At 64.1% G+C, this 13,747-nt stretch carries 8 protein-coding genes and 1 pseudogene; 5 read left to right on the top strand and 4 right to left on the bottom strand.

Annotated elements, in window-relative coordinates; translation table 11 throughout:
- Positions 1 to 400: 400 nt before the first annotated feature.
- Positions 401 to 1,384 carry a tRNA dihydrouridine(20/20a) synthase DusA gene (gene dusA, locus FXB40_RS16355; RefSeq protein WP_148773212.1) on the top strand — a complete coding sequence of 328 codons (984 nt, stop codon included), beginning with the start codon at positions 401 to 403 and terminating at the stop codon, positions 1,382 to 1,384.
- A 640-nt stretch (positions 1,385 to 2,024) separates the two neighbouring features.
- On the top strand, positions 2,025 to 2,774 hold the full coding sequence (locus tag FXB40_RS16360; RefSeq protein ID WP_148773213.1) for a phytanoyl-CoA dioxygenase family protein: 750 nt from the start codon (positions 2,025 to 2,027) through the stop codon (positions 2,772 to 2,774).
- 145 nt (positions 2,775 to 2,919) lie between these two features.
- On the opposite strand, the gene FXB40_RS16365 is transcribed toward FXB40_RS16360, so the two are convergent.
- Both FXB40_RS16365 and FXB40_RS16370 read right to left on the bottom strand, forming a co-directional pair.
- Entirely contained in the window at positions 2,920 to 3,540 is a 621-nt protein-coding gene (locus tag FXB40_RS16365) for an alpha/beta hydrolase (protein WP_148773214.1), read from the bottom strand.
- Entirely contained in the window at positions 3,537 to 4,475 is a 939-nt protein-coding gene (locus FXB40_RS16370) for a ring-cleaving dioxygenase (protein ID WP_148773215.1), read from the bottom strand. Before FXB40_RS16370 ends, FXB40_RS16365 begins: the two co-directional genes overlap by 4 nt.
- 130 nt (positions 4,476 to 4,605) lie before the next feature.
- Between FXB40_RS16370 and FXB40_RS16375 the strand changes: the two genes are divergently transcribed.
- Positions 4,606 to 5,517 (top strand): LysR family transcriptional regulator, encoded by a 912-nt coding sequence (locus FXB40_RS16375; RefSeq protein ID WP_148773216.1) that lies wholly within the window; start codon positions 4,606 to 4,608, stop codon positions 5,515 to 5,517.
- A 364-nt stretch (positions 5,518 to 5,881) separates the two neighbouring features.
- Here FXB40_RS16375 and FXB40_RS16380 read toward each other — a convergent pair whose 3' ends face one another.
- On the bottom strand, positions 5,882 to 8,575 hold the full coding sequence (locus tag FXB40_RS16380; protein WP_148773217.1) for a hybrid sensor histidine kinase/response regulator: 2,694 nt from the start codon (positions 8,573 to 8,575) through the stop codon (positions 5,882 to 5,884).
- Complete coding sequence (locus tag FXB40_RS16385; RefSeq protein ID WP_148773218.1) at positions 8,572 to 9,615, bottom strand: ABC transporter substrate-binding protein; 1,044 nt, start codon at positions 9,613 to 9,615, stop codon at positions 8,572 to 8,574. Before FXB40_RS16385 ends, FXB40_RS16380 begins: the two co-directional genes overlap by 4 nt.
- A gap of 286 nt (positions 9,616 to 9,901) precedes the next feature.
- On the opposite strand from FXB40_RS16385, the gene FXB40_RS16390 reads away from it, so the two are divergent.
- On the top strand, positions 9,902 to 10,669 hold the full coding sequence (locus tag FXB40_RS16390) for a hypothetical protein (protein ID WP_148773219.1): 768 nt from the start codon (positions 9,902 to 9,904) through the stop codon (positions 10,667 to 10,669).
- A 173-nt stretch (positions 10,670 to 10,842) separates the two neighbouring features.
- Positions 10,843 to 11,379 (top strand): annotated as a pseudogene (locus FXB40_RS50390) (leukotoxin LktA family filamentous adhesin); the annotation flags it as partial.
- Positions 11,380 to 13,747: the final 2,368 nt, after the last annotated feature.

Raw genomic sequence — 13,747 nt, forward strand, 5'->3', positions numbered from 1 at the left:
CAAGGATTCGTGTTTGCGTCATTGCTCGATCGGCCGTTGGTGCCGTTCAACATGGGCCTGTGGCATTGGGCATTGTGTCCAGCGATATCGCGGCCGCATTGTATCGGAGTGCCTCGGTCGATCGAGCGTTCAACGTCAATGGCCCACTCCTCGGCGTCCCGTCGCCGGATAAAGGTGTTTGCGACATACTCGTTCTTTCTCCTGACCTGAACGCGCCCAGCTTCCTGACTTTAGTTTCGTAAAGGTCGGCATTGCGTGTGCACTCCTCCCGGATTTCGTGTGCGCCACGTGTGCACCGACAGATCAAATGCGGTACAAACGTGTGCAATTTTGGCTAGTTTGGAGTGCACACGTGTGCACTTGTTCCTGCTCTAGTCCATTGTAAGGATAGGATAAGTAATTGGAATATCAAGACTATCGCTTTTCCGTCGCACCCATGATGGACTGGACTGACCGGCACTGCCGGGTGTTCCACCGTCACCTGACGAAGCGGGCGCTGCTCTATACGGAGATGCTGACGACCGGCGCCATCATTCATGGTGATCGGGAGCGGCTGCTTGGGTTCGACCCGGTCGAGCATCCGGTGGCACTTCAGCTGGGCGGGTCGGATCCGGGCGAGCTCGCGAAAGCTGCGCGGATCGGCGAAGAGTTCGGCTATGACGAGATCAATCTCAATGTCGGCTGCCCGTCTGATCGCGTGAAGGATGGTCGCTTCGGTGCCTGCCTGATGGCGGAGCCGGAGCTCGTTGCGAGATGTGTCAACGCGATGAAGAGCGCGGTGTCCATTCTCGTCACTGTGAAATGTCGCATCGGCATCGATGACCAGGACCCCGAAATCGCGCTCGATACACTTGCGCGTGCTGTCGTGGCCGCTGGCTGCGACGCTCTGATCGTGCATGCCCGCAAGGCCTGGCTGAACGGTCTGTCCCCGAAGGAGAACCGCGACATCCCGCCGCTCGACTATGATCGCGTCTATCGGCTCAAGCGTGCGATGCCCGACGTGCCGGTCATCATCAATGGCGGCGTTCTGAGTATCGAGGAAGCGAAGGCGCATCTTGCACATGTCGACGGCGTCATGCTCGGCCGCGCCGCCTATCAGGAGCCGTGGCGGCTGCTCTCGATCGATTCCGACCTCTTCGGCGAGGCGGCACCGCACGCGACCATGCAGGACGCGTTCGAGGCGATGATGCCCTATATCGAGGCGCAGCTCGCCCGCGGCACGCGGCTGCATGCCATCACACGCCACTTCGTCGGTGCGTTCCATGCCGTGCCAGGCGCGCGCGCTTTCCGACGCTATCTCGCCGAACAGGGCACGCGTCCAGAAGCTGGCGGAAGTGTTTTGAGGGACGCCATTGATAAAATCGGCGAAGCGCGGGCTGCCTAGCTGGGGTTGCTACAAACCGATGCGAAAATAGTATAACCGGCGAAACTTTGAACGTTGGACCTTCGCTTGTTGACCGCCTCAGCCATGTCGCCTGTTGGGTCCCTTAGCTGACGTTGGCGCTATTGCGCACGAAGTGTGCCAGTGACGCCAAGCGGACATTCTGAGCCTTGGGTCGCACTGGGGCGAACATTCATTCTGTGATCAGAATGCTCTCGAAACGGCACTGTGGCAGGACGCCAAGTGCGCCCGGCCATTCGCTTGGGTGCCACCGACGGGTGCTTATGCGAGAATGATCGCAGTCGCGATTCCAGCCGCGAGTTATCGTCGTCTGGTATTGCGATTGTGATGAGGGTTGAGTGTGAGGAGGCCCTTCGGGCCGCAAGCTTGATCGAGACGTCGAGGGCTTGCGTCGGTGCGCCGCTTTGATAATGTTCGGACCATGATGATCAGCACTCTCAACATCGCTTCGGTTTTCTTCCTGTTGGGCCGCTAACGGCTCGTCCGCGCCTTTGCGGGCAGGAATTGGAGATCGTCCTCGCGCGCCATGTGCTTGCGAGCGGCGTCTTCCCGATCGAATCGACCACACCTCGCTGTCCCGCACGACGGGCCGTAGGTGCTGGCACGTAGAGAAAGCTCTGTCATGTCCCCCTTAAACGACGACCATCTGCGCAGATTCGCAGAACGCGGCTCTGTGGTTATTCCTAACGTCGTCCCACCGACACTGGTCGAAACGGCGATGCAGCGGATCGACCGGTTGGTCGAACAAAATCCGCCTCCGGCTGACCGTTGCGGGTTTCACTTCTATTGGGAACAGAATCCGGCCGACACCGATCCGCTGGTCGCTCTGCTGCAAGAGACGAGTGCCCGGGAGATCGTCCAAAGCCTGATCGCGCCGCTGGCCCTGGCCAAGCTCGAGCAACTTCAGGTCTCGATAAATATTCCGGTCTGGAATCATCGACCCGGTGGGCCGCATATCGATGGGCTCAAAATCACTGAGCCAAGCGGACGCCCCGGAACGTTCACCTTGCTGGCTGGCATATTCCTGACCGAGCAAACCGCGTCCGATATGGGCAATCTCTGGATCTGGCCCGGCTCGCACAACGTTGCTGCGTCCTATCTCTGCAAGCACGGGCCCGACGCGCTGTTCGATATCGAACACCCGACCTACCCAATGGAGTCGCCCGAACAGGTCTTGGGACGGGCCGGCGATCTCTTTCTTGGCAACTACCTGCTCGGCCACAATATGGGTGGAAACACTTCTGCGGTGGTCCGGCGCGTCGTCTATTTCCGTCTTCAGGCGGAAGGCCATCGGACGAGATGGCGAGACTGTGTACGGGATCCGCTGCTGGAATTTGAGCCTGCACGAATGGCTCTAAACCGCCATCGGTAACTATCTGTCGGGAAAGGGCGGGTCGTTAGCCCGTCCTTCCTCAAATCGGTTTTGTCGCGCCTGGGTAGCGGACAGTGCTCTCGATCTTCGTATGCCCCAGCAGAAGCTGCACGGCTCGCCAGTTTCTGTGCTTGCCCTGGTTAGATCAGGCCGCCTCGGCGGCGACGCTGCCGATCCAGTTGCGGGCCAGCGTCACGTCGGCCTGCGATAGCTGATGGCCTGATGGCAGGACCTTGTGGTCGACACGCGCGCCTGCTTCCGACAGCAGCGCCGCAAGCTTGGTCGAATTGCTCGCCGGCACGATCGGGTCGGCCTGCCCGGACAACAGCAGAACGGGTTTGCCGCCAAGCTCAGCCTTGGGCGGATCGGACAGCGGCACCATCGCGCGCAGCAGGATCGCGCCTGCCAGCACGTCCGGCTTCAGCAGCAACAGCGCGGCCGCGATGTTGGCGCCGTTGGAGAAGCCAACCGCAATTGGTGCGGTCATGCCGTATTGCTTCCGGGCGTCGGCGACGAACGCGCCGAGCTCGAGCGCGCGTCGGCGCACATCCTCCTCGTCGAACACGCCTTCGGCAAGTCGGCGGAAGAAGCGCGGCATGCCGTGCTCGAGCACGCGACCGCGCGGCGAGAGCAGGGCGGAGCCGGGCGAGATCATCTTGCCTAGCCCAAGCAGATCGTTTTCGTCGCCGCCGGTGCCGTGGAGCAGCAGCAGGGGTGGAGAGCCCGCGTTGGTCGCGGGCTCGTAGCGATGGATGAAGTCGGTCATGACGCGGTCTCTTCCAGATTCGGCAGCACACCCTCGATCTGCTTGCGATGCTGTTCGAGGAAGCTTGGCAGCTTCAGGTCGCGTCCGAGCGTCGCAACGGGTTCGTCGACGGCGAAGCCGGGGATATCGGTCGCGATCTCGAACAGCACGCCGCCGGGCTCGCGGAAATAGATCGAGCGGAAGTAGTTGCGGTCCCTCTGCTCGGTCGGGTGCAAGCCGTGATTGCTCACGAGCTTTTGCGCCATCTTGCCCTGCTCGGCGTCGTCAGCAGCGCGGAACGCGATGTGGTGCACCGAGCCGCCGCCCTGATGGCCGCGCAGAAAGCCCTTGGCTTCGTAGATGTCGACGACGCTGCCTTCGACATCGCCCGGCGCCTTGAAGCGGATCACCGAGCCTTCGCGCCCGGTCTCCTTGAAGCCGAACACGTCGGTGAGGACGGCGGCCGTCTTGGCCGCGCTGTCGAGCAGCAGTGTCACGCCGTGGAAGCCGCGGATCGCATGCTCGGCCGGGACGTCGCCATTGCTCCAGCCCGGCTCGTTCTCGGCGCCGGGAATGCCGACCAGCGCGAGCGCCATGCCATCGGGATCGGTGAACGGCAGCACGGATTCGCCGAAGCGCTTCTCAAGCGCCTCATAGGCAATGCCCTTCTCGATGAAGCGCTGCGTCCAGTAGCCGAGCGAGCGCTGCGGCACGCGGAACGCAGTTTGGTGGGTCTCGCCGACGCCGCGACGGCCGGGCGACACGCCGGCCCACGGGAAGAAGGTCAGGATGGTGCCGGGGCGGCCGGTCTCGTCGCCATAATAGAAGTGGTAGGTGCCGGGATCGTCGAAATTGACCGTCTTCTTGACGAAGCGCAGGCCGAGATCACGGGTGTAGAAGCCGAAATTGCGGATGGGGTCGCCGGCAATCGCGGTGACGTGGTGCAGTCCAGACATTTGTCGTCCTCCAGAAATTTGGGAGCCGTCTTGCTCTGGAGCGAAATATCGTTCTGCTTTGGATTGGAGACAATCCATGCAAATATGACGTCTATGTCTACGATTTGGAAACAATCGCGGGGGCTGGGCCTTGGATAAGGTCGCCAGCCTCAGGGCCTTCGTCAAAGTGGTCGAAAGCGGCAGCTTTGCCGAGGCCGGCCGGCAATTGCGGCTGTCGCGCTCGGCGATCAGCAAATACGTCGCCGACCTCGAGGAGAGCCTCGGCGTCCAGCTCTTGAACCGGACCACGCGGCATGCGAGCCCGACCGAGAATGGCCAGCGCTATTTCGAGCGCGCGGTCGTCATCCTCTCGGAGATCGAGGCCGCCGACCAGGCGGTGGCGCAGGCCCAGTCGGCGCCGCGGGGACTGTTGCGCGTCAATGCGCCGATGTCGTTCGGCACGATGCGCCTCGGGCCTGTGCTAGCCGACTTCATGAAGCAATACCCTGAGCTTCAGCTGCAGATCGTGCTCAGCGACGATCTGCTCGATCCCGTCCAGGATGGTTTTGACGTGACGCTGCGGATCGCGGAGCTGGAGTCCTCCAGCCTGATTGCGCGCAAGATCGTGCCCGTGCCGCGCATGATCTGCGCATCGCCGGACTATCTTGCGCGTCACGGCACACCAAAGCATCCGCAGGATCTGCGCGAGCATGCCTCGCTCACCTACGGCTTCCTGCTCACCGGCAATCAGTGGAAGCTCACAGGCCGCGACGGCGACCACTGGATCCAGCCGGCCTGGTCGCTTTGCGTCAACAATGCCGAGGTCCTGCGCGACGTCGCGATCAAGGGCAGGGGGCTGGCGCTGCTACCCGAATTCATCGCCGCGGAGGCTCTGCGGAAGGGCGAACTGCGGACGGTGCTGGATGAGTATTCCGCGCCGCCGCTCGCGCTCTATGCGGTCTATCCGCCGACGCGGCATCTGTCGGTGAAGGTGCGGCTGTTCATCGATTTTCTGGTTGAGCGTTTTGGGCATGAGGAAGAGGGGGGCGGGCAGACGCGATGAGGACAGGGCGCGGCCCCATTGGCGCGCAACCGCGTTTCCCTTAGTTCTCGATATCGAGCCGAACCGCAACATCCTCACCAATGCGCGCAGCCCTACGCGCTCGTGTCTCCGCAATCGCAGATGAAAAATCGTGAACCATCTCCCTCACTTCGGGCGCCAAATTGATCGCGTTCACGACTATGATCACATAGGGAGGTTTGAGGGCATCCCACCTCCAAAGATCGAGTCTAGAAACGCTCCCACAATATCGCCATGCCATTCCGGCGCTCCTATTGCCGTCTTAAGCGCTAGCGGAAAATCTTTAGCAGTTTTCCAGCTGCTGGCATCGAGTTCAATTTCGCGCATCGTCATACCAAGGGAATATCTAGCTGACCGCGCGCGGCTCGGCGGGCGCGAGCAGATCGTCCAGCGCGCTCATCGACGCCGCGCGAAGCGCGGCCAGCTCGCGCGCCGCACTCTGGCATTCGTCGGGTGACATCGATGGCGCTGTCAGCTCGATGTCATGGCAGCGATCGAACAGGCGGACGAGGCCGAGCGCGCTCGCCGCGCTGCCGAGCTGGTGCGCGTATCGCGCAAGCTGCTTGTGATCGCCGGCCGCGGCGGCCGCGTTGATATCGGCTATCAGCTTTTCGCTGGTCTCCTGCAGCAGACGATGAAGCTTCGTGATCTGCAAGGCGCCGAGCAGCTCCTTCTGGTCGTCGAGAAAGTGCCGGTCGATCAATGCGCTGGGCGCAAGCGGTGCGTCGGTCGCGCCAGGCTCTGGCGCATCCTCGATCGCCTCGCGAAGGGCGTTGATCAGGATCGGCTTGCTGACGACCCTGGTGATCCCGGCGCCTGCGAGCCGCTCGCGGGTGCTGCGCGACACGTCGGCGGTCACGACGATGATCCGCGGCACCGGCTGCAGCGGAAGCTGTCGAATGCGCACGGCCGCCTCCACGCCATCCATGTCGGGCATGTGCAGATCCATCAGGATGACGTCAAACGGCTGGTTGCCGGCGAGCGCGACCGCTTCTGCGCCGTTCCTCGCGATCGCGGAACGGTGGCCGAGCCGGTTCAAGATGGCTTCGCCGACCTCGCAATTGACGGGGTCGTCATCGACCAGCAGCACGTGGCGCTGCCGCGATGGCGGCGCGATCGCGCCTTGTGCGACGCCGCTGGCGGCGTGGCCGAGTGGAACGAGAAGCGTGAACACGCTGCCTTTGCCCGGCGTGCTCTCCACCGTCAGCTCGCCGCGCATCAGCCGGGTGAGGCGGCGCGCGATCGCAAGTCCGAGGCCGGTGCCGCCGAACCGCCGCGCAATGCTGTCGTCGGCCTGCACAAAATCCTCGAAAATCCGCTCGTGCATGTCGGGCGCGATGCCGATGCCGGTATCACGAACGACGAGGCGAAGCAGCGCATGATCGTCGTGCCGTTCGGCTGTCGCGCTCAGCGAGATGCCGCCGCTCGGGGTGAACTTGATGGCGTTGCCGATCAGATTGAGCAGGATGCGATTGAGCCTGACGGGATCGCCGTGCACGGAGGTGGAGACTGTCGCATCGCGGGCGAGGTCGAAGCTCAATCCCTTGCCGAAGGCTTGCGGCCGCATCAGATCGGCCGCGGTCTCGATCAGCTGGTCGAGACGGAAGTCGCGCGTCTCGAGCGCCTCAGTGCTGGCCTCGAGGCGGGCGTATTCGAGAATGGCGTCGACCAGCGCGATCAGCGTCTCGCCAGAGGCTGCCGCGGTCGCGAGGTGGCGGCGCTGGACCTCGCCGAGGCGGCCGTCGTCGAGCAGCTGCAGCACGCCCATGACGCCGTTGAGCGGCGTGCGCAGCTCGTGGCTGACCACGGCGAGGAAGCGCGATTTGGTTTCGTTGGCCGCAACCGCGACGCTGCGCGCGCGCTCGGCCGCGTCGTGCTCGGCAAGCGCGTGATCGCGCGCCTTCTCGAGCTCGGAGGTCCGTTCGATGACCTTGCGCTCCAGCGTCGCATAGGATTCACGCAAATGCGCGGCCATCCGGTTGAACTGGTCGCCGAGCGCCTCGAGCTCGTCACCGGTCCTGATCGCGAGCCGCAGTTTGAGATCGCCACTCTCGATCCGCCGCGCGCCCTGCGTCAGCATCTGGATCGGCACGGTCATGCGCCGGCTGAGCCAGAGCGACACCAGGGTGGCGATGGCGAGGAGTGCGATCAGCAGGAACGTCGACCGTCCGATCGAGGCGTAGATCGGCGCGTAGGCCTCGCTGAGCGGAAGCTCGACGAACACCAGCCAGCCGAGCGAGGGGACCGTGGCATAGGTCGACAGCACGCGTTGTCCCGAAAAATCCTCCTTGATCAGGCCGCCGGCGGGCGGGCCGACGCCGTCGAGCGCGGCGCGCACATCGGTATGCCGGGAGAGATCGCTGCGGCGGAGCGCCGGCCACAAATCGGGATGCGCGATCAACACGCCGAGGCGATCGACCACATAGGCCTTGCCGGTGTTGCCCACCCTGATCCCGGCGACGAGGTCCCAGATGAAGCGCAGATTGACCTCGGCTATGACGACGTTGGGCTCGCGGCCGATGCCGCGGGTGGCGATGGTCATGAAGGGCTCGGTGTCGCCGAAGAAGTACACCGGCCCGTAATAGGCCAGGCTTTCATTGGCGCCGCGGAAGGCGGCAGAGGAGGAGTGGTCCTCGTTGCTGCCGATCCTGTCCGCGATACGGCGCGACACGCGCACCTGCTCGCGGCCTTGCGCATCGAGCTCGGTCAATTCGGCGATCGCGGGCGAGAGGCGCATCAGGCGGATGGCGTTCAGGCGCTCGTCTTCATTGGTCGAGAGTTCTGCGGGCAGGCGGGCGAGCCATCTGATCTGGTTTTCGATCTGGCCTATGAACTGGCCGATCTGAATGGCCGCGCTCGCGGCCTGCTCGCGCTGGGTCGCTGCGAGAAGCTGCTTCTGCTCGCGATAGGAGAACCAGACGTCGAAGCCGGTGTTGATGGCGAGCGCGGCAAAGGCGAGGGTGACAATCGAGTAGAGATATTTGCGAAACAGCCGGCCGGGAGGCGTCCGCGAATGTCCCTGGTCGACCGCCTCGTTCACTCGCGAATCTCGTCGGCGCGCACCAGCAGCGTGAACGGGATCGTCAGCCCGAGCGCATTGGCAACGGTGCGGTTGATCAGGAGCTCGTATTTCCGCGGCGATTGCACCGGGAGATCGCCGGCCTTGGTGCCGCGCAGGATGAGATCGACATAATCGGCCGAGCGCACCTCCAGCGTCGGCCCGTAGCTCATCAGCCCGCCGGCATCCATGAAGTAGTGGAACGGATAGATCATCGGCACGCGATATTTCGCGGTCGCCGCGACGATCGCCTGCCGGTTCACGACCAGAAAGCTGTCGACGAGCGAGATCATCGCCGCCTTCGGCGGCTCGGCGAAGCGGCCGATAGCGCCGTCGATTTCGGCGGCCGTGCCGATCGGCGTGAGGACCACGGTCACGCCTGCGGCCGCGGCCTCCTGCTCGACGGAGTCGAGGTAGAAGCGCCCGGCGCGAGGCGTGCTCGCCGGGTTGAACAGGACACCGACGCGCTGGATATCCGGCACGGCCTCCCTGATCAGCTGAAGCCATTTGCCGCCCATCTCGGCGGTGCTGCTGGTGAAGCCCGTGACGTTGCCGCCGGGATGAGCGAGGCTTTGGACGAAGCCATTGCCGATGGGGTCGTTTGATGTCGCGAAGACGATCGGGATGGTCTTGGTGGCCGCCATGACGGCTGCGGTTTCGACGGTCGAGCCGGTGAGGATGACATCGGGCCCGAGGTCGATGAGCTCCGCGACCGCGGCCTTCATCTTGTCCGGTCCGCCGAAACTCGAGCGGACCTCGAAACGGTAGTTGACCCCTTCGACCCAGCCGCGCTGTCTCAGACCCCCGATCAGCGCACCGAGGCGCGTGGTCGGGCTTTCGGTCATGCTTCGTCTGGTCAACTCGTCGTCCAGCGACAGGCTGGTGATCGAGGCGACTACCCGCATGCGATCCGACGTTGCGCCAAGCGCAAAGAAGCCCGCGGCAGTTGCGCCCGCAAGGCGAATGAAGTCGCGGCGGGCGACCGCCGGCACAACGCGGGCAGGAGCGAGCCGCTCAATCATGAAATGTTTCGCAAAAGTTGTCCCTGACCTTGTGCATAACGCGAAAGCCTGGCGGCGACAATTGATGAAAAAATGCGCCTATGAACGCTCATTCGCAGCCACGGGCAGTCCAATACCGTATTGCTACCTGACTCGCTGTTTCGGTCGATGTCTGCTCCGTGACGCTTTGTAAGGTCTTCTGGCATTGCAACATTTCCGTCTCGGTTGCGGACGGCGGTTCGGGGAAGCCGATCTCGTGACTGCCGATTTTTGAGCTGTTGTTTCAGGTTTGTTTCGAAGGTTTATGATGCGCAAAATCTACCTCGTTCCGGCCCTTGTCGGCCTTCTCACCACAGTTGCGGCCGGGCCGCTGGCGGCTCAAGGCGCCCAAGGCGTGACGCCCAAGCAGAAGGCCGCGGCGGCGCCGAAGGCGGTCGCGGCAGGTGCCTCGCCCGGCGCAGCAGCTCCTGCCGGTGCGGCACCGGCGGCGTCGAGCGAGGCCGCCACGGCGCCCGCCGACGACAAGATCAAGGCGATCGACGGCTTCCGCTCCGCCAAGTTCGGCACGAACGAGGCCGACGTGCGCGCGGCGATCACCAAGGATTTCAACCCGAAGGCCGACGCGATCAAGTCGCAGGACAATCCGTCCGAGCTGACCCACAGCGTGCTGCTGTCCGTTCCGGATCTGCTGCCGAACGGCGGCACCGCCGAGCTCTCCTACGTGTTCGGCTACAAGTCCAAGTCGCTGATCCAGATCGGTGCGGTCTGGTCCAAGGGGACCGATGCGGCGATGACGGCGGAGAAGCTGTTCTCCAACGCCAACATCCTGCGCGCGCACTTCCTCAGCGAGGGCTTCAAGCCCGACTCCATCGCGGTCAACATGCCCGTCAACGGCGGCATCGTGATGTTCCGCGGCAGCGACGCCAAGGATCATTCGGTGATCCTGCTGCTCCAGGGCACGTTCGAGAACAAGGAGAACAACCAGCGCGTGCTCACGCCGACGAGCCTGCTGCTGTTCTACGTCGCCGACGCCAAGAGCCCCGACGTCTTCAAGCTTCCGCCCGGCCAGTTCTGATCACGGACCGTCTCACATCATTCTCCCACCCGGTTGTGGATCGGCGCCAATGCCGATGAAGAGGATCTGAAATGCGCAGACCATCTGCGAGGCGAGACAACAACGAACGGATGCTGCAAGGACTTGCACGCTTCCGTTCGATGTCACTGCTTTGCGCGATGCAGATGGTCTTCATGCCGGTGTTCAGCGTCCGCCTTCAGGCGCAGACGCCGAACGTCATCGTTCCGGACGGCCGCACCGGCACGGCCCTGCAGACCGCCGGCGGCGTCACCAACGTCACGACGTCGACGGTGTCGGGCGCCAACGCCTTCAACTCGTTCTCGCAGTTCAGCGTCGGGCAGGGCAACACCGTCAATCTGCAGCTGCCGACCGGCACGCAAAACCTCGTCAACATCGTTCGCGACGCGCCGGTCTACGTCAACGGCACGCTGAACTCCTACATGAACGGTGCCATCGGCGGTAACGTCTACTTCGCCGATCCCAAGGGCTTCATCGTCGGCCGCAGCGGCACGGTGAACACCGGCAGCCTCAACGTCTCGACGCCGACGCGCGAGTTCACCGACAGCCTGATCGGCCCGGGCGGGGCGATCAACGGCACGGCGGTCGAAAATCTGATGGCGGGCTCGTTCCCGGTTTCGCCGGACGGCAATGTCAGGATCTACGGCCGGATCAATGCCATCGACGGCGTGCGCCTCACCGGGCAGAACGTGCTGGTCGGCGGCGCAAGCCAGCGCGACATCGCCAATCTCGATCACGCCGCGAAGTTCGCAGCCTCCGTCAATTCCAAGGGCCTGCGCAGCGCCAGCGCCATCACCGTGAGCAACGGCTCTATCCATATCGGGGCCGTCAACAACGCCACGGTCAACGGGCGGCTGACCGCGCGCAGCAAGACCACGACGCCCAGCAACGTCACCGTGACGGCGGGCAACAGCATCGAGGTCGGCAAGAACGCGAAGCTCACAACCGCCAGCAAGACCGCCGACGCCGGCAACATCACGCTGAAGACCCAGGGCGACCTGACCGTCAAGAGCGGCGCCAGGATCAATGCCAGCTCGGCCAAGGGCAATGGCGGTCTGGTCGACCTCAGCGCCGACGGCAAGTTCGATATCGGCGACAAGGTCCAGATCAATCTGGCCGCGCCGAACGGCACGCACGGCACGCTGGTCCTCGATCCCGTCGATATCATCGTCGGCGACGCGGCCCAGGGCGATGCCAATGTCAACATGTCGAACGCGACGGTCGTGGCTGCGATCTCGGCGCTGAACGGCACCGGCACCTTCACGCTGTCGGCGAGCAATTCGATCACGATCGATCAGCATGGCCGGGTCGACGGCGGCACCGGCGGCGTCAATGTCACGCTGAGTGCGCCGACGCTGACCCTGCTGGCCGGCAGCTATTTGCGCGGCGATACGGTGTTGCTGGATTCCGGGGCGAGCGGCACCATCAATGTCAACGCTGCCGCCAATGGTGGCGCGCAGATGGTGACCAACACCGCGCTGCAGTTCATCGCAGCGCATCTGATGCTGACCAGCACGGGCACAGTGGTCGTGGGCGACGGCACCAGTTCGGCCAACAGCAACGCGGCGGGCTTCATCTCGAATGCCACCGTCGCGCGCTACTCTGCGGCGATGGGCGGACTGGGCGACCTCACGGTGAGCGCGACCACCGCCCTGACCGTCGACGGCACCGGCATCATCGATACGCGCCAGCTCGGCAGCGACGGCGTGTCGAACGGAAAGTCGCTCGACGTCGCGCTCAGGGCCCCGACCATCACCATCGCGTCCGGCGGTCAGGTGCTGGCGCAATCGGTCAATACGTCGGACGTGATGTTCGGCGCCGGCAAAATCACCCTCGACGCGACATCGGGCGCGCCGGGTGCGGTGACGGTGGCGGGCCTGCTCTCCGGCGGCAGCGTCGCGCTGGCGGGCAGCTCGGTGGCGCTGAATGCCACCGCAATCATCGACACCCGCAATCGCGATTCCGACGGCAATGCGCTGCGCGATTCCGGCGACGTCACGATCACGGCCAACAGCATCACGGCCGCGGCCGGCAGCCAGATCCAGGCCGGCGCAATCAACTCCGGCAGCAACACCTTTGTCGCCGGCGCCGTCACCTTCGATGCGACCGCTGTCAGCAACGGTACCGTGACCGCCAACGGATCGATCACCGGCTCCAACGTCACGCTGATGGCGGGCACCTCGGTCGGCGTCGGAGCTGCGGCCAGGATCGGTGCCTCCGTTCCTGATGGTACGGCCGCGATCAAGCTGCAGGCGCCGACCATCAGTGTGGCCAGCGGGGCGCAGTTCTCGGCGAATTCCGTCATCTACAACATTCAGCGCAGCGCGGTGATCGTCGGCGATCCCACCCAGGATGCGGCCGATGCGTCCAATCCCGGCTTCATCTCCAACGCCACGGTCGCCGGCTATATCGCAGCCCTCGGCGGCAACGGCGCGATGACACTGTCGGCGATGGATAGCCTCGCGGTCGATGCGCACGGTGTGATCGCCGGCGGCGCTGCCGGCGTGGCGCTCACGGCGGGGACGTCGATCTCGCTGGCCGGCAACAGCCGCGTGACCGGCAACAGCGTCAGTATCAACAGCGACACCGTCACCATCAACGCCGGCGTGACCGGCGGCACCGTGCTCTCGCCGTCGTTCCGACTGGTCACCTCGGTCCTCAATCTCACCAGCTCGGCCGACATGGTGGTCGGCGATGCCGCCAACGCGGCCGTCAACCTGACCAACGCTACCATTGCCGGCTATCTGTCGACCGCGGGCGGCTCGGTCGGCACGCTGAAGTTGAGTGCTGCATCTTCGATCACGGTGAAGAACGGCGGCGTGATCGACCTCCGTCATTTCGACGCGGCCAGCGGACATTCGTCAGGCGTATCCGGAAACATCGCGCTGGTGGCGCCGACGATCGCGATCGAGAGCGGCGCCAGCCTGCGCACCGACGTCAGCAACGTCTCGGGTCAGACCTTCTATACGCCGGGAAGCATCACGCTCTCGGCATCGAACATTACCGCCGGCGCCGGCACGATCAACGGTGGTGTCGTGACGTTCAACGCGGGGGCGGGGA

Origin of the sequence: Bradyrhizobium rifense (assembly GCF_008123425.1) — a bacterium.
In the GTDB taxonomy this organism is placed as follows: Bacteria; Pseudomonadota; Alphaproteobacteria; order Rhizobiales; family Xanthobacteraceae; genus Bradyrhizobium; species Bradyrhizobium rifense.